Origin of the sequence: Halobaculum sp. MBLA0147, from assembly GCF_041361345.1 — an archaeon.
Taxonomy (GTDB): Archaea; Halobacteriota; Halobacteria; order Halobacteriales; family Haloferacaceae; genus JAHENP01.
The window spans coordinates 275,559-300,816 of record NZ_JBGKAD010000001.1 but is presented as its reverse complement, the minus strand read 5'-3'; the positions used below and the strand labels follow the sequence as shown (position 1 = coordinate 300,816).

Annotated in this window: 18 protein-coding genes, 2 pseudogenes and 1 CRISPR repeat array; of the genes and pseudogenes, 8 read left to right on the top strand and 12 right to left on the bottom strand. The window is 66.5% G+C overall.

Annotated features, from left to right (window positions below; all coding sequences use genetic code 11):
- The 5 genes and pseudogenes from RYH80_RS01480 to RYH80_RS01460 form a co-directional block, all read right to left on the bottom strand.
- A pseudogene (locus tag RYH80_RS01480) lies at positions 1–528 on the bottom strand (pentapeptide repeat-containing protein); the annotation flags it as partial.
- A gap of 535 nt (positions 529–1,063) precedes the next feature.
- A pseudogene (locus RYH80_RS01475) lies at positions 1,064–1,879 on the bottom strand (IS5 family transposase).
- A gap of 190 nt (positions 1,880–2,069) precedes the next feature.
- Positions 2,070–4,577: an AAA family ATPase gene (locus RYH80_RS01470; RefSeq protein ID WP_370902085.1), complete on the bottom strand. Its 2,508-nt coding sequence runs from the start codon at positions 4,575–4,577 to the stop codon at positions 2,070–2,072.
- Positions 4,564–4,755, bottom strand: a complete 192-nt coding sequence (locus RYH80_RS01465) for a hypothetical protein (RefSeq protein WP_370902084.1) — start codon at positions 4,753–4,755, stop codon at positions 4,564–4,566. The genes RYH80_RS01470 and RYH80_RS01465 overlap by 14 nt, the downstream gene beginning before the upstream one ends.
- A gap of 549 nt (positions 4,756–5,304) precedes the next feature.
- Positions 5,305–5,937: direct repeats of the CRISPR family, unit length 31 nt; unit sequence GCTTCAACCCCACAACGGGTTCATCTGGAAC.
- Between the two features lie 573 nt (positions 5,938–6,510).
- Positions 6,511–6,636 carry a hypothetical protein gene (locus RYH80_RS01460; RefSeq protein ID WP_370902083.1) on the bottom strand — a complete coding sequence of 42 codons (126 nt, stop codon included), beginning with the start codon at positions 6,634–6,636 and terminating at the stop codon, positions 6,511–6,513.
- Between the two features lie 139 nt (positions 6,637–6,775).
- Between RYH80_RS01460 and RYH80_RS01455 the strand changes: the two genes are divergently transcribed.
- The 3 genes from RYH80_RS01455 to RYH80_RS01445 all read left to right on the top strand — a co-directional run bounded on the left by RYH80_RS01455 (position 6,776) and on the right by RYH80_RS01445 (position 10,532).
- Positions 6,776–6,943: a hypothetical protein gene (locus RYH80_RS01455; protein ID WP_370902082.1), complete on the top strand. Its 168-nt coding sequence runs from the start codon at positions 6,776–6,778 to the stop codon at positions 6,941–6,943.
- 138 nt (positions 6,944–7,081) lie between these two features.
- Complete coding sequence (locus tag RYH80_RS01450; protein ID WP_370902081.1) at positions 7,082–7,570, top strand: hypothetical protein; 489 nt, start codon at positions 7,082–7,084, stop codon at positions 7,568–7,570.
- A 184-nt stretch (positions 7,571–7,754) separates the two neighbouring features.
- Positions 7,755–10,532 (top strand): glycoside hydrolase family 97 N-terminal domain-containing protein, encoded by a 2,778-nt coding sequence (locus RYH80_RS01445; RefSeq protein WP_370902080.1) that lies wholly within the window; start codon positions 7,755–7,757, stop codon positions 10,530–10,532.
- 147 nt (positions 10,533–10,679) lie between these two features.
- Here the strand turns inward: RYH80_RS01445 and RYH80_RS01440 are convergent, their stop codons facing one another.
- The gene (locus RYH80_RS01440; RefSeq protein WP_370902079.1) at positions 10,680–12,152 is read right to left on the bottom strand and encodes an amidohydrolase family protein; all 1,473 of its coding nucleotides are present in this window, start codon (positions 12,150–12,152) and stop codon (positions 10,680–10,682) included.
- 93 nt (positions 12,153–12,245) lie between these two features.
- On the opposite strand from RYH80_RS01440, the gene RYH80_RS01435 reads away from it, so the two are divergent.
- Positions 12,246–12,938: a helix-turn-helix domain-containing protein gene (locus RYH80_RS01435; protein ID WP_370902078.1), complete on the top strand. Its 693-nt coding sequence runs from the start codon at positions 12,246–12,248 to the stop codon at positions 12,936–12,938.
- Between the two features lie 7 nt (positions 12,939–12,945).
- Here the strand turns inward: RYH80_RS01435 and RYH80_RS01430 are convergent, their stop codons facing one another.
- A complete protein-coding gene (locus RYH80_RS01430) occupies positions 12,946–14,610 on the bottom strand; it encodes a molecular chaperone DnaJ (RefSeq protein WP_370902077.1) in 1,665 nt (554 codons plus the stop codon).
- Positions 14,611–14,726: 116 nt separating this feature from the next.
- Entirely contained in the window at positions 14,727–15,920 is a 1,194-nt protein-coding gene (gene aroC / locus RYH80_RS01425; RefSeq protein WP_370902076.1) for a chorismate synthase, read from the bottom strand.
- 166 nt (positions 15,921–16,086) lie between these two features.
- Here aroC and RYH80_RS01420 point away from each other — a divergent pair, with 166 nt between their 5' ends.
- Complete coding sequence (locus RYH80_RS01420; RefSeq protein ID WP_370902075.1) at positions 16,087–16,941, top strand: DUF63 family protein; 855 nt, start codon at positions 16,087–16,089, stop codon at positions 16,939–16,941.
- An 89-nt stretch (positions 16,942–17,030) separates the two neighbouring features.
- Positions 17,031–17,726: a GNAT family N-acetyltransferase gene (locus RYH80_RS01415; RefSeq protein WP_370902074.1), complete on the top strand. Its 696-nt coding sequence runs from the start codon at positions 17,031–17,033 to the stop codon at positions 17,724–17,726.
- A 72-nt stretch (positions 17,727–17,798) separates the two neighbouring features.
- On the opposite strand, the gene RYH80_RS01410 is transcribed toward RYH80_RS01415, so the two are convergent.
- Positions 17,799–18,653 carry an isoaspartyl peptidase/L-asparaginase gene (locus tag RYH80_RS01410; RefSeq protein ID WP_370902073.1) on the bottom strand — a complete coding sequence of 285 codons (855 nt, stop codon included), beginning with the start codon at positions 18,651–18,653 and terminating at the stop codon, positions 17,799–17,801.
- 260 nt (positions 18,654–18,913) lie between these two features.
- Here RYH80_RS01410 and RYH80_RS01405 point away from each other — a divergent pair, with 260 nt between their 5' ends.
- A complete protein-coding gene (locus tag RYH80_RS01405; protein WP_370902072.1) occupies positions 18,914–21,382 on the top strand; it encodes a hypothetical protein in 2,469 nt (822 codons plus the stop codon).
- A 30-nt stretch (positions 21,383–21,412) separates the two neighbouring features.
- Here the strand turns inward: RYH80_RS01405 and RYH80_RS01400 are convergent, their stop codons facing one another.
- Positions 21,413–21,757: a cupin domain-containing protein gene (locus tag RYH80_RS01400; RefSeq protein WP_370902071.1), complete on the bottom strand. Its 345-nt coding sequence runs from the start codon at positions 21,755–21,757 to the stop codon at positions 21,413–21,415.
- Positions 21,758–22,177: 420 nt separating this feature from the next.
- Between RYH80_RS01400 and RYH80_RS01395 the strand changes: the two genes are divergently transcribed.
- Positions 22,178–22,867, top strand: a complete 690-nt coding sequence (locus RYH80_RS01395) for a type I 3-dehydroquinate dehydratase (protein ID WP_370902070.1) — start codon at positions 22,178–22,180, stop codon at positions 22,865–22,867.
- 24 nt (positions 22,868–22,891) lie between these two features.
- Here RYH80_RS01395 and RYH80_RS01390 read toward each other — a convergent pair whose 3' ends face one another.
- Positions 22,892–23,911, bottom strand: a complete 1,020-nt coding sequence (locus RYH80_RS01390; protein WP_370902069.1) for a S66 family peptidase — start codon at positions 23,909–23,911, stop codon at positions 22,892–22,894.
- A gap of 175 nt (positions 23,912–24,086) precedes the next feature.
- Positions 24,087–25,064, bottom strand: a complete 978-nt coding sequence (locus RYH80_RS01385; protein WP_370902068.1) for a transcriptional regulator — start codon at positions 25,062–25,064, stop codon at positions 24,087–24,089.
- Between the last annotated feature and the right edge of the window lie 194 nt (positions 25,065–25,258).

Genomic DNA, 25,258 nt, shown 5'->3' with positions numbered 1-25,258 from the left:
TACGCGGAAAAATCTCGTACCGCGGAGGTCAGCATTTGTTAGGTCGGCACGGATGAGGTTTGTTTCGGAGAGGTCGGCACTGACAAGGTCTGCGTCGGAAAGGTCGGCATGCTGGAGGGTCGCGTTTGAGAGGTCGGCACCGACGAGGCTTGCGTCGGAGAGGTCGGCAGAAAGAAGATTTGCGTCGGAGAAGTCCGCGCTAGAGAGGTCCGCGGTGGAGAGTTCAGCAGCAAAGAGGTGTGTGTCGGAGAGGTCGGCATCGTGAAGGTTGGTGTTTGGGAGGTCGGCACCGGAGAGTTCCGCGTCGGAGAGGTCGGCACCGAAGAGATCTGCGTCGGAGAGGTTGGCACCGGCGAGGTCGGCACCATGGAGGTTCGCGTTTGAGAGGTCGGCACTGACGAGGTCTGCGTCGGTGAGGTTGGCACCGGCAAGGTCGGCACCGAAGAGATCTGCGTCGGTGAGGTTGGCACCGGCAAGGTCGGCACCGAAGAGATCTGCGTCGGAGAGGTTGGAACTGGAGAAATCCGCGTCTGAGAGGTCAGTGTTTCAGAGATGCGCGGCAGTAAGATCACGTGGAAGTCTATCGACGGGTGAATCATCACTTAGTGGCTGCTTATTATCTTCTCGATGCCAGTAGCAGTAGCCTCCGTCAGAAACGTCCCGGTTACAGTCGTCGTACGAACACGAGTCGGTCTGTGACGTGTCTGTATCTGGCATTCGTCTATCTTAACATCTGACAAATAAACGCCCAGGTAGAAGGAGTGTGTGATAGACCGCCGGCTATTTCACTACCCGTCAACTGAAGTGTGGTCGAATTAACCGATACCGACCGTTTGATCATGCCGTGTTGAACGCAAGACGGCGGCAACATCGGATTTTTGATATTCGATCTTCTACTGGTAGCAGCGCTTTAGCTGTGGATTCTCAGATCGGACGATTCGATTCGAGCAGAATTGTGCGGCTACCAAAGCATCAGTTTCACAAGATACCAGATAAAGCATGAGGTGGACGATGGCGATGCCTCTCTCGGATACATTCGGAGAAGGGGAGCAGGCGGCGAGCTCTAACTCGCCGCCTGCTCGAGGTTATGGACGATACACTTCCGTGTAAGCTCCCGGAACTGGCCGTGCCAGCTCCGGGAGCGGATCTCGTCGCCGTCCTCTTTCAGCATCGCAAACACGGTCTCACTCATTAACCGCTGGTTGTAGACATCATCGTCAATTCTGGCGTTGTGGGATTTCTTGAGTGCGTTTTGCTCGCAGTGTTTGATCACTGGCCGTGTAGACCTGTCACGGCAAGCTTCACGGAGATTACTCCACGAGTACATTTTGTCGGCCAGCAACGCTTGCAGGTCTTCGGCGTTCCGCCGAAAGACCTGCAGCCCGATATGGCCGTCATAGGCTTTCTTCGTCGTGAAATGAGCGTCCATGATAGCAAGAGAATCCGTGTCAACAAGCAGCGTCGTTTTCATCGCGTTGAACGAGTAACCGACCCGATTCCGGTAGTGTGAGCTGGCTTGGTCACGCTGAAAGCCGCTGGCGTCGATCGACGCGGTGCCTGAGAGCCCCGCCTGCTCCGCGGAGGCGCGGAGAAGGCGGCGCAGTTCTTTCATCGGGAATTCATCGTCCCAGACGCTGAAAGATGAGTAATCCGGCGATGAGTCAAGATCAAACACACCGAGAATTCCCGGCATCTCGTTGAGATAGTCTTCGAGCCTCCGAAGCGGCTTGCTGATCTCCTCTTTGAGCAGAAGGAGCGCGATTTTGGTGGACTTGGCGTACTCGTTGTCGCCGTCGGCGACAGCGGGTACGTCTGGTTGTTCAACATGGTTCGTGGCGAATTCGTGAAAGGTCTGTGCGAGGGTCTAGAGACGTCCCATATCGCCAGACGGCGTCCAAATCCCGTGAAATCAGCGATACGATCCACAGACGGCGTCGGCGTTCAACGGAGCAAGATCAAGGGGTGCGGAATATGGGGTCGAGGATGGTCACTGATGAATTAGACCGTTAGACGTGGGAAGTTGGCCCCACCGTCAAGGAGTAGCCTCCAACGATGAGTTACCACCGGCTCTAGCTCCACGTGATGTCGTAGTGTTCTCGACAGTTGCATCGGAGTTCGTGGTAGCCTCCCATCTCTTCGTACCGGATCGACGACCCACATTCATCGCAGTACAAGAGATCGTAGGCAGCCTTGTGCGTCTCGTAGACCTCTTCGAATTCCTTCGATCCGAGAGTTAGCCACTTCCCTGGTGTCCAGTGCACCCGACGGTTTACTCTGTCCAACTTTTCTCCAACGTCGTGTAGCAATTTCCCGTATTTGTCATCTAGTTCCCCCGCAGCTTCAAAGTCGTCTCTATCGTCATCGTCGTGAGAATGGAGGTTGTCTCTCGCCTTGCCGGTGAGTGTATCTAACCGACGGCAGACGGCATCCTTGAAATCAGAAACCGTATACTCGGCACCAGGTTTGTACTCGATGTGTGCTCCGAGCGACGTACAAGTCTGCTGAAGCATTCGTTCCGTCGCATATCGGAGTTCGTGGGCTGCACGTTGTATGTCGTCGTCGGACATCGCTGCCTCAACTTCGTCCCACTGATCACCGACATCGATTCGGTATCGACTCTCCGTTACGCCAGCGTCCAGTGACCACTCCTGAAGCCAGACTTGATCGCCGCCGTCGAGTGCCCCCTCTGATTTCAGCTGTTGGGCCCACAACTCGTCGTGTGTCGTGATGATGACCTGGTACTCCTCTGCGAATTCCTCGGCGATGAGGCGAGCTATCTCGCGTCGGTGATCTTGATCGACGGACATCACTACGTCGTCCATCAGGATGATCGATTCGTTGCCCTGCTGGAGGTAGTCGGTCAGTGCGAGGTGGAGACACAGACCGAGTGTGTCGAGGTGGCCCTCACTGTGGATTCCCTGTGGCGGGAACTCGCCTTCGTCGTAGAATTCTTTTTTCAATTTCACACCGGTATCAGTCACATCGAACCGGGTAGCGGCCCCCACTTCGTCACCGTGAATTCGTTCGTAGTACGTTCCGACCCGCGACGAGATGTCCTCGTAAATGTCGCCGACGACTTCCTCCCATGCGTCGGTGAAGTTGCTCTCCGCGATCTTGACCTGTTCGAGTAGCGACTCAAGCCGTTCGACCGTGGCCCGCCGCTCTTGATACTCGGCCCACTGATCCGCGACGCTCTGTAATCGTTCGTACTTCGCTTCTGTTTCGCTCAGGTCGTCGACCTCGCTGGCACGGCGCTGTAGCTCCTTGGACGCACGAAGAGCTTCTTTGATTTGCTTCGTCAGAATCTCCTCTCCGGGTTCATCGTCCACGATAGGCAATTCTTCTGGCGTCAAATCGCCACGAACGAGGGCGTCGTTGGAGAAGATGCTTAGCGTCTCGTCGATCACCTCCTGAAGTCGTTGAATCGCCTCTACTTGCGGGTACACTGACTCCTCCAGTTCCCTCGAAAGGTACTCCGTGAGATCCCGCCCCTCGTTCAGCGTACTCCGAAGGTCATCACGCCGTCCCTCGATGGACTCCTTCAGGTGTTGGAGGTGCGCCAGTCTTTCCCGTCGGTCTCTGATGTCCTCCAGCAACGGGGTATCCTCGTGCCAGGGACGATCACAGAGCGGACACACGTCGTCATCCGGTTCTACGACTGACTCGCCGAGTTCGAGCAGTTCTAGCTGCTTTGCGTCGACCCCGCCCCACTCGGATCGGTGGAACTCGGATAGCTTACTACGAAAGTTCTTGATGGTTTCGGGGAGGTTCTCGTGGACGCTCTCAATCCAACTGGCGAATTCTTCGAGTGCTTGGCGCGGTGGTTCCCGCTGAAGTGCCTCCGCGGAGACGAGTTCACTCGGTGACTTGATTCCCTTTCTCACACCTTCGGGGGTTATCTCGTCGATGGGCTCCGCGCCGAATTCCTCCCTGAGGTCGTTTACTGCTTCCAACACAGCGCTTTCGAGGAGATCTCCGTGAGGCGTGTCGACTCCGGCAATCTCACGGAGTCGCTCGGCGACGTTCTCGCGGGATGTCGTTTCGTTTTCGACCCGTTTGTCCAGTTTCTTTCGAGTGCGCTGGAGAGCCAGTCGTCGCTCATCGATGTCCGGTAAATCGAGAAGTTCCACGAAAGCTTCCCGACGAGACTGTGGTTGGGCCAAGATCAGGTCCAGCAGGTCGTCCCTCGTGAGCAGGTGTTGTCCCTGTTCTGCCGTATCAATCGCCTCCTCGACAGAGGTTGGTAATTCGTCTTCGGGTGGATCCGTGTCCCGCTCTTCGAAACTCCGCCGGAACTCTTGCGTGGACCCGTCGTCTAGCTCCAGCGACGCTTCTACGACGCACTCCCCGTCGGATCTGACGTTAGGGATTACTTCGTCGCGGGGGACGACACCCATACCCTCTCCTCGAAGGTCGGAGATGGTACCCGTGATCAGGTAATCCGCCGCCTCCAGCAACGAACTCTTTCCGGATCCGTTCGGTCCCACGATTACAACGTTCTCACCATCTGTCTCTAGTTCGTGCTCTCCAGTTACCCCACGAAAGTTCTGGACGCGGAGGCTCTCAATCGTCACCATCGGCCGTCACCTCCGTCGGAAGTGTTCCCGTGAGGTCGCTAGGGTGGTCGTCGTCCCGTAGTTCTGCTTCGATACGGGCCGAGATCTCGGCAGGTACATCGCTCTTCGCCATTTCTGACTCGAACGTGTCGAGAATTTCTTCCTTGATTTCCTCTGAATCCGCACCAGGGTCGACCATCGAGCTAGATAGGTGCATAGGAGCGAATTAAATGTTTCCTTAGTCTCCCGACGGAACCGTCGTACAACGTGAGCATCCCGAGAAACTCGATCTGCTCAATGTTGTCCCGGGTGTAGCTCTCGTGCTTCTTGATGCATTCATTCGTGGTCGTTGTCGTATCGGATGCGCGTCTTCCCACCAGTCTCTCCGAGATAGAGCGGGTAGTCCTACCCGCACCCCATATTCCGCACCCCTTGATCTTGATGGCGTCATTTTCCCCTCTTGCGGTTTTGCACACTAATTGGTTATTTGTCATAAAGTGTATAGCCGGCTCAGCAGTTGCTTCGTCCTCAGTCACCATCTCATTCAATCCATCTAAAACCGGCGTAAGAGGGCGTTTTGTTGCTCTTTGTGACTGTTTTAACGCTGTTGAGGGTTCCGTTCGTCACGCCCGTACTGATACTGTTTAATTTCGTATAATAAATCGACTAATCGCCAGAGGGGAAATTGATCGAACCGGAATGAGGGGGTGCGGAATATGGGTTTCCGCACGTGGTGGCCGTCCATCCAGCTTCAACCCCACAACGGGTTCATCTGGAACGAGCACCCGACAGTGGCGCGTCGGCCACGGTCGAGGGCTTCAACCCCACAACGGGTTCATCTGGAACTCGCGGACACCCCGGTCGGGATCGGTGAGTACCAGCCGCTTCAACCCCACAACGGGTTCATCTGGAACCCGTGTTCGTATCCTGGGCAAGGACGGATCGACTGCTTCAACCCCACAACGGGTTCATCTGGAACAGACCGAGGCCTCCGACGACGATCGCCTCGAGGCCCAGGCTTCAACCCCACAACGGGTTCATCTGGAACCGTCTTCCCCCAGTTCGACGACAACTACGGCTCCGAGCTTCAACCCCACAACGGGTTCATCTGGAACGACTCGTCGGAGTCGGATCGCGTCCGTCGAGACGGCTTCAACCCCACAACGGGTTCATCTGGAACCTCGTGACACGACTCGACGCAGTGCAAGAGACGCGCGCTTCAACCCCACAACGGGTTCATCTGGAACCGAAGTCGCACGCGAGCGCGAGCCGTCGTCCCACCGGCTTCAACCCCACAACGGGTTCATCTGGAACACCGATCTGATCGTGCTCCGGGCCGGTGTCGCGCCGGCTTCAACCCCACAACGGGTTCATCTGGAACCATGGCCCTTCCAAGGCCATGAGCGTCTGTACCTGCCGCTTAGCACTTAGTGTTTCCGTCGACCCTCAATCACCCCCCAAACCCCCCGGGGTCGACGGAGACCGATGGAACGGTCGCTGGCGTTGACGGAGCCGTCGCTGGCGTCGGTAAGACTGATAGATCGGTGCGAACCAGCCGGACACTCGGAGAGCTGAGAAACCCCGTCGAACCCGGGTTCCGTGCGACCGCCCCCACGGGGTCGCACGCCGTCGAGAACGGCTCCCCTCTCGTTGCACAACGAGCATCCGAGGGGGTTGTGCAACGAGACGTCGATCACCTCGGGCCGACGCTCGTCTTCCCCGCCGCGCCGGCCCGATCACGGTCGATCAACCCTCGATCGACTGTTCCAGTTCCCCACTCAGGCACGGTGAGCCGGTGGGGTTGTGCAACGAGTCGGCTCGTTTACAGTCACTGCCTCCACACATCGGTCCATGCGGATCCAAATCACCGACCAACGCGAACGCCTCTGGGACAACCTGCGTAATGCCACGGCCACGGCCACACGTCACAGGCCTTTGACCACGCCACGCGCTACTACGTCGGGATGCGGGGCGGCATCGACGCCAAGGCGACCGGCGGGTGTTCGACGACGAGTTCCTCCCACGGCCACTGCTCCACCGCGGCAACGAGGTCCAGCAACTCCCACACGGACTCAATCACGTCGCGTCCAACGCCGATACAGGACCCTGTTCGCTCTTGCAGAGACGGGACCGCACTGACGCCACACACCGAAGCCTATCCTCCACCCAACCCACACGACGATCACACCCCTCTTGTAATCGCACCACCACACACGGGTGTGAACCAGACAGCAGTGCTCCACGCGGCGTTCGGCGTCCTGCTCGTAGCCGGCATCCTCGTCCGGCAGACACCGCTGCGCGTCGGCCTGATCGGGCTCGGCATCGTCTGTTTCGTCGCCGGGATCGTCTTGGCGCGACGCGACGAGGGGAGTGCCGCGGCCGAGTGAGCGGCGACGAGAGTTCCACCACCGAGTGACCACCAGCGACACTGGCGCCACTCACCACGACGACCACCACCCACCAACACACACCACACCCCACTACCGCACCGATTTATGTGGTGTGGAAACGTATTACGAGGTGAGATGGCCAGCACCGAACACGAGACGACGGCGGGTGGGACGGGCGCGCAGACGACCGGAGGCGACACCGGCGCAGAGAGACCGACGGACCGCCGAGACCCGACCACGACCGCGCGAGCCGAGTGGCGGTGGCTCGCGCGCCGCGGCGCGCTGACCGCGGTCGCGGTAGTCGCCGCGCTCGTCCTCGTACGACTCGTCGCCGGCCTGGTGGTCCCGCTCGACGGCGTCGCACCCACGTCGTGGCCCGCGCTGGTCGGCTCCGGGGTCGCGGCGAGCGTGGGCGCGACGGTCGTCTACGGACTGGCGGTGCGGTCCCTCCGCCGCCCCGACTGGGCGTTCCTCCGTCTCTCCGTGGTCGTCCTCGTCGCGTCGATGCTCCCGGTGATCGTCGTCGCCCCCTCGATCCCGGGCGTGACGACCGCCGTCGGCGTCGTCCTCGGCCTCCTCCACGTCGCCGCCGCCGTCGCTGCCGTCGGAACACTCCTCGCGTGACTCCGCCCGGGGTCCCACCACGGAGCCCACGCCGACACGCCGTACGACACTCCACAGGACGACCTACACGACACCCGACCGGGGAGAGCCACGTCACCACCGAGACCGAATACTCGCACCGCTCTCGAACCGAACTCGGACGTGACTAAGATTTATACGCTAGCGAGAGTACCACGAGAGACGGATGCGAGAGACAGAGGACGATCACGGCGGCGACGGCACCGGGCGAACGGTCGGCCGACGAGGGCTGTTGCGGGGCCTCGCGGGGCTCGCGGCGGCGAGCGCGTACTCGCTGACGGTGCCCGAGGAGGTCGCGGCACAGGTGACCACGGGGGACAGCGGCGACGTACAGAGCGTCACCTCGCCCGACGGCTCCATCGAGGTGACGGTGGACGTGTCCTCCGGCGTCCCGACGTACGAGGTGGCATACGAGGGGACGACGTACCTCGAACCCTCCCCGATCGGGTTCACCTTCGACGGGCAGGCGACGTTCGGGACCGGCATCGGTTCCGCGGGGCCGGACGTGACCGTCACGGGGACCGAACGGACGAGCGCGACGGAGACGTGGACCCCGCAGTGGGGTGCCTACGACACGGTGTCGGAGCCGTACGAGTCGCTGCGGATCGGACTGGAAGAGACGACGAGTCCCGGCCGGTCCGCGAACTTGGAGGTGCGCGTGTTCGACGACGGCCTCGGGTTCCGGGTGGTGTTCGACGACGACTTCGGCTCGTTCACGATCGAGTCGGAGACGACGGAGTTCAACTTCGCGGGAGACTACACGAGTTGGTGGATCGAGAACGAGTGGGTGAACCCGCGGTTCGAACAGGAGTACACGGAGTCGCGGCTGAGTGACATTCCGGCGGGCGGCTCGACCACGCGTCCGAACGACAACTACGTGCGGCGGGGCGCACACACGCCGTTGACGGTCCGTGCCGACGACGGGACGTACCTGAGCGTCCACGAGTCGAACCTGGACGACTACGCGAAGCTGTCGCTGGCGGCCAAGTCCGACACCGGCGGGCACGAGTTGGCCGCCGAACTCGCTCCCTTGCCGGACGGCTCCTCGGTGAAGGCGACCGCGCCACACCAGACGCCGTGGCGGACGATCCAGGTGGGATCGACACCCGGGGAGTTGGTGGAGTCACAGTTGATCCCGCTGTTGGCGGACCCGCTCGACGAGTCGGTGTTCCCGACGACCCCCGACGGCAGCGTCGACACCTCGTGGGTGACCCCGCGGAAGTACGTCGGCGTCTGGTGGCTGATGATCGCCGGGTCCGCGAACTGGGAGTACAAGTCCGACACCGAGGTCGCGAACGCCGGGAACGACCCCGCGAAGTACGTACACGGTGCCCGGACGGAGCGGACGGAGCGGTACATGCGGTTCGCGAGCGAGAACGCCGTCGACAGCGTGCTCGTCGAGGGGTGGAACCGTGGGTGGGCGACGTACCCGGGCGACGGCACCGGCTTCGAGATGGGCGTGACCGACTCGTACCCAGACTTCGACGTCCAGACCGTCACCGACTACGGCGCGAGCCTCCCGAACCCGGTCGAGTTGACGATCCACAACGAGACGGCGGGCAACGTCGTCACCTACGAGGACGAGATCCAGACGGCGGACGTGTTCGCGGGCTACGAGAGCGAGGGGATTCGCTCGATCAAGAACGGCTACGTCAAGGACCCCGGCCTCGGGTTCGACGGCGACGGCGCGGCGGCGAGTCACACCCACCACTGTCAGCGGGCGGTGAACCACCACAGACTGGTGATGCGGGAGGCGGCCGCGAACCGGCAACTGCTGGAGATCCACGAGGGGATCGTCCCGACGGGGGAGATCCGCACGTACCCGAACGTCGCCGCCCGCGAGGTCGTGAAGGCACAGGAGTACGACGGCTTCGGCGAACTCGGCGCGGACGTGGGGCGGGACCACCACGTGACGCTCCCGTTCACGCGGATGCTCGCCGGGCCGACGAGCTACCAGCCGGGGATCTTCGACGTGACGTTCGGCGACGACGACCCCGCACAGATCGAGACGACGGTCGCGAAACAGTTGGCGATGTACCCAGCGTACCTCGCCGGCCTCCAGATGGCGGCCGACCGGATCGAGGCGTACGTCGACGAGACCGTCGGCGTCGGGGAGTTCGTCCAGGCACAGTCGGCGCGTCTCGACGGCCTGATCACGGCCGACCAGTGGCGCGACGCCTACGGCGGTCACTACGTCCCGATCGACCCGAACCGAGAGCCGGACGGCGCGACGGCGACGTTCACGGTGACGGACGTACCCAGCGCCGGCACCTACGACCTCCACCTGCGGTACGCGGCCGACGCCGAGCAGAACCGGCAGGCCGTCTCCGACTTCGGCTCGGGCGAGGCGACACTCGTCGTCGACGGGACCGAGCAGACGATCACCCCGCCGTTCACCGACTACTGGGACGACTGGGACGTGTACACCGTCTCCGTCGACCTCCAGGCGGGCGACAACACGGTCGCGGTGAAGTTGGGTGCCGACGACGTGGGTGGGTTCAACTTCGACGCGCTCGGCGTGAGCGAGGCCGGTGCCGGTTCGCCGGTCGCGCCCGCCTTCGAGAACGTCGACCCGAGCCGCGAGAACTACGACACGGTGCCGGCGTTCGACTTCGTCGAGACCGTCCCGGTCGACTGGGACGAGACGCGGGTGGTCGACGCCGCCATCGGCGACTACCTCGTCGTCGCACGCCGCAGCGGCGACGAGTGGTTCCTCGGCGCGATGACCGACGAGACCGCCCGCGACGTGACTGTCTCGTTCGACTTCCTCTCGGCGCGCGCGAACGGGTGGACGGCCACGGAGTACACGGACGCACCCGGAACGGACGTCGACACCGACCCGGAGGAGGTGGCCATCTCGACGGTCTCCGTCGCGGCCGGCGAGACGCGGACGCTCTCGCTGGCGGCCGGCGGTGGGACGGCGATGCGGATTCGCCCCGCCTGAGACTGGCGTCTCCACACCGGTACCGGGTCCGCCGACTCCACCGGATACTCACACCGACTCGACCCCACCGGACGCTCACACCGCTCGACTCTACCGACTCCCAACACCCCCGACGACGCCGTGTTCGGCGGTGTCGTCCGCCACCGATCACCGGAACACGGTGTCCTTCGCGGACTGGAGGGCGATCCGACTCAGCATCCGTGCCGGACCACGTTTCGGGAGCTGCTTCGCCACTTCGGTCCGACTCGGTGGATCGCTGCCAGTCAACGAGAACGTCCAGTCGGACTCGCGCTCGAACCGGTCGAGCGCACTCTCGACACGGGACTGGACGACGCCCGGGTCGACGGTTCGGTACGTTCCCCGATCGAGCAGGACTCGCCCGTCGACGACGACGGTCTCTACGTCGCCCGGACCCGCGTTGCCGACCAACTGTGCGGAGACGTTCGTCGGCGGAGTGAACTTCGGCACGTCCCACTCGAGGACGACCAAATCTGCCCGCTTCCCGGGTTCGAGACTGCCGATCTCGTCGCCCACACCGAGCGCACGGGCCCCCTCGATCGTGAGCATCCGGAGCAACTCGACGGAGTCGTACTGGTTCGCACTCCGTTTCAGGTTGGCCGCGAGGCGAGCCTGTCTGGCCTCCCCGAACATGTCGTAGGAGTCGTGCCAGTAGTGGTCGTCGATCCCGAGCCCCACGTCGACACCGGCGTCGCGCAGTTCGGGGACTGGCGTCCACTGCACGTCGGAGTCTGGATTCCAGTGACAGAAGACGGACGGACAGTGAACGACCGAGGCACCGGCTTCCGCGGTGCGGTCGACGTCCGCGTCCTCGGCCGTCAGGTAGTGTGCGCCGACGAGTCGATCGTCGAGAAGTCCCACGTCCTCGAGCAGTGCAAGCGAGTCCGCTCCGCCGTTCGAGCGAGCGATCACGTCGCTGTACTCCAACTCCAGCAGGTGAGTGTGAACCGGCAACTCGGGGTACTCCGCGGCGAGGTCACCGCAGCGTTCCCACAACTCGCGGGAGACCGACCAGTCGTCGTGGGGACACAGCGTCGCTCGGATGCGGCCGTCGTACGACTCGTGGTAGTCGGCGACGAACGATCGGAACCGCTCGACCTGTTCCGCGACCGGGTGGTCCCAGAAGAGGTCGGAGAGACCCGGCCCGAAGAACCCACGCAGCCCCGTCTCGGCGTAGGCGTCGACACAGGCTCGCGGTCGCGCGTCCATCGAGTTCACGGTCGTCACGCCGCCACGTAGGAAGTTGACCGCGGCCAACGCCGCGCCGGCCTCGGCGAGGTAGTCCAGTTCTCCGGTCCAGAGTGCGTCGAAGACGGCCGTCATCTGTGTCGCCATCTCGGCGGGTTGCATGTCTCCGAACGCCCCGAAGAACGGCGTCATCTCCAGGTGGGTGTGGGCGTTCACGAGCCCCGGCATCACGAGTCTCCCGTCCCCGTCGATCACGTGACCGGCGTCGGCTCGCCGATCGGCCGGTCGTGTCTCTCGGACGGCGGTGATCGTGTCGTCCGCGACGACGACCGTCCCGTTCCGGAACAGTCTGTTCTGGTCGTCGACCGTCACGACGAGGGCGTCGTGGATCACGATGTCGGCGTGTCCGTTCACACTCCCGGTACGGTGTGTCGACTGGTGGTCGTTCTGCCGGGTATCCTCGGGGGGTTTATGACGGCACCGAGGAACGTCGAGACGAAGAGACAGATGTCGCTGACACGCCTCGAGTTGTCCGCGTCGCTCCCGCGCGAGGCCCTCCCGCAGTTCTACGTCACGGTGGCCGACTCGGCGGCGATCGCGGCGGTGGTGGTCCACGACTGGAACTTCGCGGCCAACGACGCCGCGACGGTGCTCTACGAAGTCGACGGTGACGCGACACAGTTCGCGGCGGCGGCGAGAGCGACGGACGGCGTCAGCGACGTCGCGGTCTCGACGGACGGGGGCGAGCGCCGCTGTGTGCTGGTGACGGCCGCGGCGGACACACTCCCGTTCTTCCGGACGTTCCTCGTCGTCACGGCACGTGCGGGGCTGTTGGTGCGAAAGCCCGCGATCTACCGCGAGTTCGAGACGCGCGGCGTGTTACTCGGGCAGTCGAGCGCACTCCAGTCGGCGGTCGACGCCGCACCGCCGGGAGTGGACGTGACCGTCGAGAGCGTCGGCTCGGCGCCGGTGCCGGAGACGGGGCTGTTGGAGGTGTTGAGCGACCGACAGCGGGAGGCACTCCTCGCCGCAGTCGACGCGGGGTACTACGACCACCCACGAGAGACGACCCACCGAGACCTCGCGACACGACTGGACTGTGCGCCGACCACCGTCGGCGAACACCTCCAGAAGGCGGAGGCGAAACTCGTCGCGGCGGTCGTCGAGCAGAGTCCGTCTGTCGAGGACGGGAACTCGTGATCCGGTGTCACGAGGGTCGAACGTCGACGAGTCGCGTCCCGAACAGGAGCGCGAGCCAGCAGAGACCCGGCACCGCGAGCGCCAACGCGGGCCCGCCGATCCGCGCGAGCGGTTCGATCACCGCTCTGTTCGGCTCGTCGCCCAGCGCACCCAGTGACCCGACGACGAGTGTCGCAGTCGCGATCACCGACCCACCACCGACGCCGACGACACCGACGACGGTCGCGAGACGACGTGGCCGTTCTGGGGTCGTCGCGCGCCACGCCGAGAGTCGTTCGAGCACGTCTGCGCGGTCGACGGCCGCCGGGCCGTCGGCGAGGAACGTCTCGCAGGTGTCGACGAGGAACGCGGCGCGGTCGGCCTCGTACGAGAGCCGCCGGGTGGTGTACTCCGTCCACGAGACGGTGAGGAGTCCGGCGAGTACCACCCCCGCGTACGGCCCCACCGCGCCGAGTCCGAGCGCGGCGAGGACCGCCACGGTTCCGGCGAGTGGCACGGCGAGGTCGAGCCACGAGGCGGCCGGTGATCCGTTCGCGTACCGACGAACGACTCGCCGACCGAACAGTCCGGCGACGATCCCGGTTCCCCCGAGCAGTACCGCGTTGCTGACGACGACACCGCCGGGGAGCGCGTCCGCGAGGAAGGTGAACACGAGCGCGGCGACCGTCACCACCGCCACGCCCGCCAGCGCCGACAGCGTCCCACGAACGACTCGTCCCAGTCCGCCCCAGTCACCGTCGGCCGCGGGCGTGTAGGTGAACACCCCCTCGTCGACGGCAGTCGACAGCGCCTCGTCGATCGCACGGTCCGAGTGTGGGTACTCACCCAGTCGGAGGTCGCCGTCGACGACGCCGGAGGCGAACGACCGATCCTCGAGTTCGTACCGCACCCACGTCGCCGGGAACTCGTACCGGTCCGTCAGCGTCCGGACGACCCGTCCGTCGCCGTCACCGGCCGGCGGCGAGTCGTCGACCGCGTGGCCGACGCGTTCACCCGTTCGGGGAGTCACGTCCAACCGCTCGCGCGGGAACCCCGACGGGTCACTGGTCGTCGTCTCCCGAGGTGTGTAGGTGACCGTCCCCGCGACTGCGGTGACGGTCTGGCCCTCGCCGGAACAGGTGCCGCACGTGGCGGTGCCACTGCCGTGACAGCTCCGACAGCTCTCGGTGCCGTCGTAACACGCCTCACACTCCACGTCGCCGTTACCGGAACACTCCCAGCAGGGACCCTCGTCCCAGTCCATCCCCGTGCCGTCACAGGCGTCACACGACACGCGTCTGGTGCCGTCGCAGGTCCGGCAGTCGACCGTCCCCCGCCCCGAGCAGGTACGACAGGATCGTTCTCCGGCGCCGTCGCAGTCCGGACACGTCTCGACCGGGCGACCCGTCTCGACGAACGGGACCGTCGTCTCGGTGCGGTCTTCCGGCGGGTGGTCGTAGCGGTCGCCACGAGGGACGCGCTCGCGAGTCCACGCCTCGTACTCGGAGCGTGGGACTCGGACTCGTTCGGACGCCTCGTTCGCGACGATCTCCGTTTGGACCGTCTGTGTGACCGTCCGGGAGTCACCACCCGTGACTGTCGCGGCGCGGACGGTCGCCGCGTCGACCGCCTCGTGACCGGCGAGTCTGTCCACCAACTCCGACTGCCCCGTCTCGGTGACTGTCTCGGACATGTGGTTCCTCGTGGAACGTGCACATCCGTCGGGACCGGTCACACTTAGCTACGGGGGTCGATCGTGGTAGCGGACCGACCCGGATTCGAGGCGGAGCGAATCGTGTGTCCCACTCGTCACTCGCCGTCGTCTGTGTTCCGCGGACTGCGCGGGTGGTACTCCGTGTCGTACTCGCCCGGCCGGTCGTCGATGCGGTCGGGGTTGACTCGCCCGTCGAGCAGCGCGAAGTCGAGGATCGTACACCACAACACCGCCTCGACGACCGGCACCGCACGCGGCATCAACACCGGGTCGTGGCGACCGACGACCTGCACGTCTCTCCGCTCGTCCGTCTCCCAGTCCGCGGTGGTCTGTTCTTTCGGGATCGACGTGGGGGCGTGCCACGTCGCCTCGCCGTAGATGGGCTCGCCGGTGGTGATCCCACCTTGGAGTCCGCCGTGGTCGTTCCCCTCCGGCACCGGGTCACCCTCCTCCGCGACGACCGGTCCCTCGCCGTCGTGGAACTCCCAGTCCTCGTTGCGCTCGGAGCCGCGCATCGTCCGGGCGTCGCGGCCGGCTCCGAACTCGAAGCTCGTCGTCGCCGGGATGGCGAACATCATCCGCCCGAGCCGCGCCGGGAACGAGTCGAACCGCGGCGCACCCAACCCGCGGGGGACGCCGCGACACTCGAAGTACACCGAGCCGCCGATGGAGTCACCCTCCTGCTGGTACTGGTCGATGGCCTCGCGCATCTCCGCGGCGGTCTCCGGGTGGGCACACCGGACCTCGTTGTCCTCGGTGTGTTCGAGCATCTCCGCGAAGGTCACCGGCGGACACTCGATGTCGCCGACCTGGTTGACGTGAGCCTTCACCTGTACGTCCAACTCGCTCTGGTCGAGCACCTGTTTCGCGATGGCGCCGGCCGCGACCCAGTTCACCGTCTCGCGAGCCGACGAGCGCCCACCACCACCCCAGTTGCGCGTGCCGAACTTCGCGGAGTAGGTGTAGTCGCCGTGGGAGGGTCGCGGTGCGGTGACGAACGGCTCGTACTTGCCGGAGCGGGCGTCCTTGTTCTCGACGACCATCCCGATGGGTGTGCCGGTGGTGTAGCCGTCCTGGAGCCCGGAGTTGATCGTCACGTCGTCCGGCTCGCCCCGACTCGTCGTGATCATCGACTGGCCCGGCTTCCGGCGGTCCAGTTCGCGCTGGACGTCCTCCGTCGAGAGTTCGACCCCCGCGGGGACGCCAGACACCGTGCACCCCATCGCCGGCCCGTGACTCTCCCCGTAGGTGGTCACCTGGAAGAGCCGCCCGAAGCTGTTACCGTTCACACCTTCCGGGAGGGTCCGCGGGGGCTAAAGTCCCGTGGAGTGGGCGGGTCTGGACGGGAGTCGTCGTCCACGACGCACCCGTCCGGGTGGGGTCCGATCGCACGGAGTACCGACGACGCGACCCCAGACCCGAGGAGTGAAATCGGTCCCCACAGAAGCCGTGAGCGTGTCCGTGCTCGTCGCCGCCTCGTCTGCCGTCGTCTCGACACCCGGCTCCGCACCGCTCCAGCTCCTCCCCGCGGGGTTCTCCGTCCCGCCGCTCCCGTACACACTCGCCCTGATCGCCGGTGTCCTCGCCGTCGCCGGCGGGCTCTACCGACTCGACCCGCCGTACGGCGAGCGCCACGTGCTCGCGGTGGTCCCGTGGATGGTGACGGGCTCGGCGAGTCACGTGTTGTACGTCGTCGACGCCGTCCCGGCGGCCGTCGCACCCCTGTTCGGGACGCCGTCCGTCTACGTCACGACGGCCGTCGTCGGCGGCGCGGTGTGGCTCGCTGCGGCCGCACTCGACGCCCCCGTCCCGCGGACGCTGGCCGTCGCCGGGACAGCGACGGCGACCGCCGCAGTCGGGGCCACGCTACTCGGGACACCTGCGCCGGACCCGCTGCTCCCCGCACTCGGACTCCTCGTCGGGGGGACACTCGGCCTCGTCACGGCGCGCGTGCTCGACGCCGCCTCGACCGCGGTCGGCGTCGCCGGCCGGGCGGCGACACTCGCCGTCGTCGCGCACGGCGTCGACGGGGTGACGACCGCCGTCGGCGTCGACCTGCTCGGGTTCGGCGAGCGCACGCCGCTGTCGGCGGCGATCCTGGAACTCGCAGCCGGGCTCCCGACCGCGAGCCTGCTCGGCTCCGGGTGGCTGTTCGTCCTCGTGAAACTCGCCGTCGCGTCGCTGGCGGTCGTCGCCGTCGCGCCGACCGTCCACGAGAGCCCCCCTCAGGGGTACGCACTCCTGACACTCGTCGCCGCCGTCGGGCTCGGGCCGGGCGTCCACAACGCGTTACTGTTCACCGTCGCCTGATCGACATACGGTGGCCCGGTCGACCGCGGCGCGTGATCCGGACCCGGACGGTCCGACAGTCGACCTGTCGAACCGTGCCCGTGGTGACGGTGGAGACGGAACAGACGACCGTGATGTTCACACTGACCCGGTCGAGCACGCACGGAGCAGAGACCAGTCGGAACGGCGAGGACGGAACCGACGACACCTCACCGCCGGTGTCACTCGTCGCCGAACGCCCGCGCGTCGGCCGCGACGGGCCGGCGGTTCGCGTCCGTACTGCGCGCCCGGTGGACCGCGAGTGGCTCCCCGAGGTCCACCGCGCAGCCGTCCGAGCGCGTGCCGCGGAGGCGTACGACGACGAGGTACTCGCCGCGTGGGGACGCGAGCGCGACCCCGACGCGTACGACACGGACCCGGACGACGGCGTGTTCGTCGTCGCCGAGCGATCTGGAGCCGACCGGCGCGGGGAGGGAGACGAGGATCACGAGACACCGCCGGTCGTCGGGTTCGGCGAACTGGTCTTCGACGGGGGCGACCACCTCGACGGCGTACCGGAGACGGACGCCGAACTGCGGGCCGTGTACGTCCACCCGGCGGTCGCGGACCGTGGTGTCGGATCCAGACTCCTCTGCCGACTGGAGCGGACCGCGCGCCGTCGGGACGCTCCCGGCGTCGCCCTCCACGCGTCGCTGAACGCCGTCGGGTTCTACCGCCGCCACGGTTACGAACGGGTCCGCGAGACGACCCGCGAGTTCGGAACCGGCGTCGCCGTCGACGTGGTCGAGATGCGACGGACGCTGTGAGGTGGGTGACGGCAGTCCGAGTCTCGCACCCGAGTCGACGCCCGGGGACCGTGACGTTGCGTCGACCGCTCGCTACTCGACGGCGACGCTGGTCTGCATCCCGTCGGAGTTGTACGCCGAGCCGGCGCCGGCCTCGTCCAAGACGATCACGCCCGCCGACGACCCCGTGAGTTCCCCGAACTCCGCGATGGCGCGGTCCGCGGCGGCCTGTGCGTCGAGGCCCGCCTCCAGGTGCCGGACGGCCCGCCGCGAGAGCGTCGCTTTCGCGATGTCCTCGCCCGCACCGGTCGCGGAGGCACCACCCGCTGGCGCGGCGAAGAACCCCGAGCCGATCTGTGGCACGTCACCCACGCGCCCGGCGAGCGCGAACGTCCGCCCGCCCGTGGAGGTCGCCGCCGCGAACGACTCCGTCGTCGGGTCGTGTGCGACCGCGCCGACCGTGTCGTGACCGCCGAAGCGGTCCGCCAGCCAGTCCAGGTGGTCGCGTGGACTCCCCTCCGGTGGGTCCGCGTCCTCGTACTCCGTCCGCGCCTCCTCGGTGAGCAGTTCGGCGTCCGTCTCGACACCGAACTCGGCGGCCAACTCGACGGCGTGTTCGCCCGACACGAGGACGTGTGGCGTCTCCTCCATGACCACCCGCGCGGCCGCCGCGGCGTGTTCGATCCCGGGTGTCGAGGCGACCGCTCCCGCCGCGCGATCGTCGGTCATGATCCCGGCGTCCGTCCGGACGACGCCGTCCGACTGGATCGCACCGCCGTAGCCGGCGTTGAACCGAGGGGACGCCTCCAACACCGCGACCGCCTCGACGACCGCGTCGACGACGTCGTCGGCCGCGACACCCGTCGCGGCCGCCTCGTCCAACACTGCCTGTCTGGGCTCCGGTTCCTCCGGTTCGCCGCCCGCACCGCCGTGACACACGATTCGCACGCCCGACGGTGTGGTGGGCCACCGGTTAACGCGTACGGAATCGGAACCCCGATCCGACCGTCGTGACAGACTCGCCGGGAGTCCCGTCGTCTCCCCGGGTGTCACCGTGCGTCCCCGTCGAACCGGTGTACGGCGACACTGTTCGCGTTCGTTACACCCCTATCACCGTGTCCGAGCCACACAGGTCACATGAGGTTTCGAACACAAGTGTGGAAATATTAGAAAGGCTGTTCACTCGGTGCAGAGTATCGAAGTCGTGTATGGAACTCCGAGAGCAGGAGGGGACCCTCCGAGCCGTCGACGAGTCGGGGACGACAGTGAGCGTGTCGACGGACGGGTGGGAGTCGGCTCGGAGTGGGTCGTCGGTGTCGGCGGCGGTCGCCGAGAGTGTCGTCGGGCCCGACGAACTGGACGCGACGCTGACGGGGGAGACGCGTGGACTCGAGTTCCCCTACGTCCACCTCACTCTGGTCGATCGGACGACCGGCGAGATCACCGACTTGTCCAGTGCCGTCGACTCCGGGGGAGACGGGTACCAGGAACGGACGGGTCGGCTCCCAGAGAGCCGGTACCTCCTGGTGGCGGAGACGAACGTCCGGTCGTACTTCCAGTTCGACGGGGCGGCCAGTGTCTCTCGCGTCCCGGGAGAGTGGAATCGCCTGCGGTTCGAGGAGCCGACCGTCGTCTCGTTCGGTGTGGAGTCGTCGGTCGAGACGGCACCGGACACGGTGACCGTCCCTCGAACCCCGGCGGGGATGGCGACCGCAGTGACACACTTCGCGGCCGGCGCGGACGTCCAGACGGCGGACCGTTCGTGGGTGACGACGAGAGGCCCACCACCGACGGTCCAGTGGGGCTCGGAGACGCACGTTCCGGAGGGCGTCCGCGAGGCGACGCCGACGACGGCGGTCGAACTCACACTCCCGGCGGACCCACAGGCAGTGTGTGTGGCCGGGCCACTCGCGTACTACCTCGGTGCGACCGTCGAGACCGTGTCGGGAGCGACGCCTGCACTCGACCTCCCGACTCGGTCGCTGTCGCTCGGAGCGGACTCTCCGATCGAGACACACGACTCCGTGGAACGAGCGGGAACCGCAGCACTGGCGAGTCGGCTGACGCGGTTGCTTCAGCGGAGCCTCTACGGCGACTGTGTGGTACGTGGGTTCGGCGACTACTCCGACCACGTGTCGTCTGCCGCCCAACGAGAGGCACTGGGGTTGACCCACCCGGGACTGTTCGACGCGCCGCTCGGCGAGCGCCTCGAACGGTACCTCGCGGTCGACTTCACCACCGTGTCGGGACTGTTCCCGGCGTGGCCGTTGTCGCTGTCGGTCGGTAACGACGCGCTGCCGGTCGTCGCTCGGACCGCACACTACCTCCCGGCACTGGCTCCGACCGCGGGTGAGTGGCGGTCCAGCGACGCCGTCGTCGAGGCGACGAGTGACACGGACCACACGCGGCCGAGTGAAGACTGGGGGCGACCTCCGGTGGGAGACGACGAGGACGGAGACGAGACCGACGCGAAACCGGAGAGCCGGCGGACGCCGGGAGACTCCCCCGACCCCTCGTCCGCCGCCGCGCGGCGTCGTGTGACGGCCGAGCGTCCCGGTGGGTCGCCGGGAGGCGAGCCGGCCGAGCGATCCGACGGTCGTGTCCGGTCGGTCGAAGCGGACGCGACGGCCGTCGACGACGACCGCCAGAGACGGATCGAGAGCCGACACGACTGGGGCCGGTACCACGGACGAGTCGGCTCCGGGCCACCCGTGGATGGGTTCCAGGCGAGTCCGGAGGGATTTCGGAACCGAGACCGTTTCGTCGACGAGGAGTCCCCCCTCCGCATCGTGGCGGTCTCGTGTGTCGAAGACGCACCGACGGAACTCGCGGACGCGGTCGAGCGGTACGGGGATCGTGCGGACGAGTTGGCACTCGACGTGGAGGTGGTCGAACGGCCCACGGTCGCACGGCTGGCTCGTGTGTTCGAACAGGAGTCGGACCACCTCCACCTGATGGCACACCGCTCGGAGGATGGGATCGTCTGTGTCGACGGCACGTTCTCGCCGACGACGCTGTCGGAGTCGAACGCACGTACGTTCCTGTTGAACGCCTGCCGGTCCCACGCGGACGGGATCGAGTTGATCGAGCGTGGGAGCGTCGCCGGGGTCGTCACCTGCCGGGACGTACTCGACGAGATGGCCGCCGAGGTCGGGGCGGCGTTCGCACACCTCCTCGCGGAGGGGTTCTGTGTGGTCCGCGCCGCCGGGATCGCACGCGAACGTGCGTCCGTCCCCAGCGACTACGTCGCCGTCGGCGACGGAACACACAGAGTTACCCAGACGAGCGACGTGGTTCCGAAGGTGTTGCTCGTCGGGTCGGCCGATCGGAAGGGTGTGCTCACCGATCGACGCCGCCCCGCCGTTGCAGAGCAGGGTGCCGAGTTCACCACACCCGACGAGGGACCCCGACTCGCGGGGGTCGAGTCGCCGTCTCGCGTCGACCGCGACACACTCGGGCACCGACTGAACTACGCACCCGTCGTGGCGCACGACGGCCAGTACGAACTGCGGGTCGACGATCCGGCCGAGTTGTTCTCGGAAGCCGATCCGGCCGAGTTGTTCTCGGAAGCCGATCCTGCCGAGTCGATCTCGGAAGCCGATCCTGCCGAGTCGATCTCGGACGAAGTCCCGTCTGCGGTGTCTCCGGACGACCGTCTGCCGAACGAGGCAGAGTGAGCGGGCGAGGTGACGAGACCCTCCGACGACTCACTCCTCGCCGGCCCAGTCGGGATCGGTCCGCGGTGGGGCGAACACGTCGACCCCGACGACGCGCTCGTCACCGCGGTTCTCGGCCGCGTGGGGTTCGCCGCCGGGGACGACGTACGAGTCGCCGGCCGACACCGCGATCTCCTCGCCGTCGACGAGGAACGTCAGCGTCCCGCTGGCGACGTAGCCGGCCTGCTCGTGCGGGTGGTCGTGTTCCGGTACCTCCGCGCCCGGTTCGATCTCGAACTGCTGGACGCTCGTCTCCGTTCCGGCGGGGCCCTGCTGGAGGTGGACCTGCGGAACGACCTCGACTCCCTCCGCATCTGCGTGTGATTCGACGTGCACGCGAGACAGTGGCACGGGGAGTTTGATGAACCCGTGGGTAGCGGTCACGGGCGGTGTTCAGACGAGGCCGAGTAGTCGGACGAGACTACCACGCAGGGAGCTCCGAGGGGGCTCCGGGTGGCACCGCCGTCGCCGCGCGGCGGGTCGCGCGGCTGGGAGCGAGAGCGTCGCCCCCGCCCGCCACGACACGTAGCGAGCCCTTCGGTCTCGCCCGGCTCACGGTCGACGCACGGCGAAGCCGCACATCGCTCGCTGCGCTCGCTCCACCTCCGTCGGCGCACGTTCCGACGAGGTCTCACGCACTCGGGTCGCCAGGCTCTCGCGCGTTCCTCGGCCGCCACCTCCAGCGGTCGGTGGATCCGAACACCGCCCGCTCCCCGCCCACACCACTTTCCCGTGCTCGTGTCGTGTCTCGACGCGATGGAGTTCGACACGTTCCGGCTCGCGGCGGCGACGGGCACGCTCGCCGACGAACCGGCCGCACGCGACCACGCCGACCTCGTGGAGTTCCGGCTCGACCTGGCCGAGGAGCCACTGGCCGCACTACGGGCGTACGACGGGCCGACGCCGCTACTCGTCACGAACCGGCCACGGTGGGAGGGTGGCCAGACGGCACCCTACGGCCGACTAGACACACTCGCGGCCGCGGTCGCGTTCGAGTCCGTCGTCGCCGTCGACGTGGAGTTGGCGACCCTGCGCGGCCGCCCGCCCGGGACGAACGACACCGGCGTCGCAGAACTTCGCGAGCGGATCCGCGAGACCGAGACGACGCTGATCGCGTCCGTCCACGACTTCGACGGCACACCGGACCGAGAGGCGCTCGACGGTCTCGTCCGCGCCGCGGCGGCGGCGGGTGACGTGGGGAAGGTGGCCGTCACCGCCGAGACACCGGACGACGCGTTGCGACTGTTGGGTGCGACACGGCGCGCGACGGCACGCGGCGACCGCGTCGCCACGATGGCGATGGGTGAGGCCGGCGCACACACCCGTGCCGTCGCGCCGGTGTACGGCTCTCGGATCGGCTACGCACCCGTCCACGAGGCGGAGGCGACCGCACCCGGACAGTACGACCTGGCGACGCTCCGCGAGTTGGTCGCGCAGTTGTCGTGAGTGCGGTCGCGGGACACCGGCGTGTCACTCGAAGGTGATCGTCCCGGCGTCGGGGTCGAGTCGCGCCGTCGCACCGAGCGGCAGCGGGAACACCGGCGAGGTGTGGCCGAAGTCCACGTCGAAGACGGCCGTCGTCTCGGGCGCGTAGCGGTCGAGCCGTGTCTCGACCGCCTCCCGGATCGCCGTCCGGTACTCGTCGAAGTCTGGGTCGCGGGCCACCTCCGGACTGAACGCCCGTGGACGGCCGACGACGACCCCCGCGAAGCGGTCCAGCCACCCGCGCTCGCCCAACGACCGCAGCAGGTAGCCGACGCGCTCGGCCCGCGGCAGCGTCTCGGAGGTCTCCAGAGCCAACACCGCCCCGTCGAGTCGTTCGGGGTCCGGGAGAAACCGATCCGTCTGGAGGTGCCACTCGACGATGGCGAGTGACCCGCCCCACACCGGGCCGGCGACGGTGCCGCGGTCCCGCCACGACCAGCCGGGCGACGGCTGCCACGAGCGTGGCTCACCCGACTCGAAGTCGTACCACTCGTCGGTCCACTCCGTCGCGGGTTCGACGGTGCCGAGCGTCTCCGCGAACAACGCTCGCGAGAGGTACTCCTCGACGTACGGGTGGAGGTCGGCGTCGACAGTCAGGTCCGGGTGTGCCGTGGTCCCCCACGAGACGATCCCGAGTCGCCACAGGAACAGCCGGAGGTTGTCGTTGTCCGAGTAGCCGAAGAACCGCGTCGGGTGGCGCCGCAGGCGGTCGGCGTCGAGCGAGGAGAGCACTCGCAGTTGGTCGTCCCCGCCGGTCACGGACACCACCGCGCTCACGCCCGGGTCCTCGAAGGCGGTCATCAGCTCCTCGGCGCGTTCCGACGGCGGTGCCGGCCCGTCTGCCGGCGTTCGCTCGGCGGTGGGGTACTGCACCGTCTCGACACCGAACACCGACGACAGGCGGTCGGCCGCACGCTCGACGAGACCGGACGGGACGGGTGCCGACGTGGCCAGCAGCGCGACGGTGTCGCCCGTCGAGACTGCGGGCGGCCGCTGGAAGCTCATACACCACGCCTCAGTGTCATGCTTCAAATCAGTTCTGGGTGGGTGAGAACGGCACCCGACTAGTTGATCGGTCCCGGCGAGAGAACGAACGCCGTGTGCGTGTGAGAGAATTACACGACGGCGAGACGTGACTCGGTGGCGACACCTCGCCGACAACGGCCGGACGACGCCGGTCTCAGGCCTCCTGTGGTTCCTCGGACCGTTCGCGGATCAGATCCCGGACGTGGTCCGGGTCGTCGCTGTCGGCCACCTCGCCGCGGCCGACGATGGCGGTGCCGTCGACGGAGTCGCGCCCGGCGTCGTCGTCGGTGAAGAACACCGCACGGGTCCGGGTCACCCGTCCGATGGAGGCCATCAGTCGGGCGCGCTTCTCGGCGGCCCGTGTGAACGTCGCGTAACTAGACAACAGCGTGAACTCGACGCGGTCGTCGTCCTCGCCGACTGCCTTGAACGGCGCACGCTCCGTCGGGTGGACGACGAAGCCGGCGTCGGACAACACCGCGAACAGTCGTTCCGTCTCCGGGTCCGGGTCCGTCTCCGGCTCGTCGGGAGTCGGCTCCCCGCCGCGGACCTCCTCGGCACCCTCGAGCACCGAGACGGGGTCGGAGAACGGCTCGTCGAACATCTCCTCCAACTGCACCGCGACTTCGACCGAGGCGTTCATCCCGTCCTCGTACTTCGCGACGGTGCGCCGCGAGACACCCAACTCCTCGGCGAGTCGACCGAGACTCCACCCGCGCTCGCGTCGCTCGTCGGCGACGAGGTCGCCGTCGATGTTGACGTACAGTCCGCCGGGGGCGGCGTAGATCAGCGGCGGCACGTCCTCGACGAGCAGGTCGTACAGCGTGTCCGGGTGGATCGCCGGCACGCCGTGGCGGAAGTACACCACGCCGGGTTTGAGGTCCTCGTCGCGCGTCCGCAACCCGACCACGAGCGGCGTCCCCGACAGGTACCGGCCGAGGCGCCGCATCTCCCCGCCCGTCGGGGCGTCGAAGGCGTCGACGTTGCCCAACACCTTGACGAGGAGCAGGTCCTCGCCCGAGCGGGCGGCGAGGTCGAACCCCTTGGGACGCACCGCACACCGCTCGCTGGTCAGGAAGCCCGCGTCGGCGAGCAGTGCGGTCACGTTCTCCAAGAGCGCCTCACGAGACATACAGTGACCTACCAAACTCTTCGCTTATAACGGTTGTGGGGGCGGCAGACGTGTCCACCCCGTCACGTCGTGCGGTCCCACCCGTTCGGGGGCCGAAAGCTACAAACGGACCACTACCCCCGTGTTAATGTGTCACAAACACGTGGGTGACGAGGGTGTCCGTGCCGGTCGAGCCGTGTGAGTCGTCGGGTCGG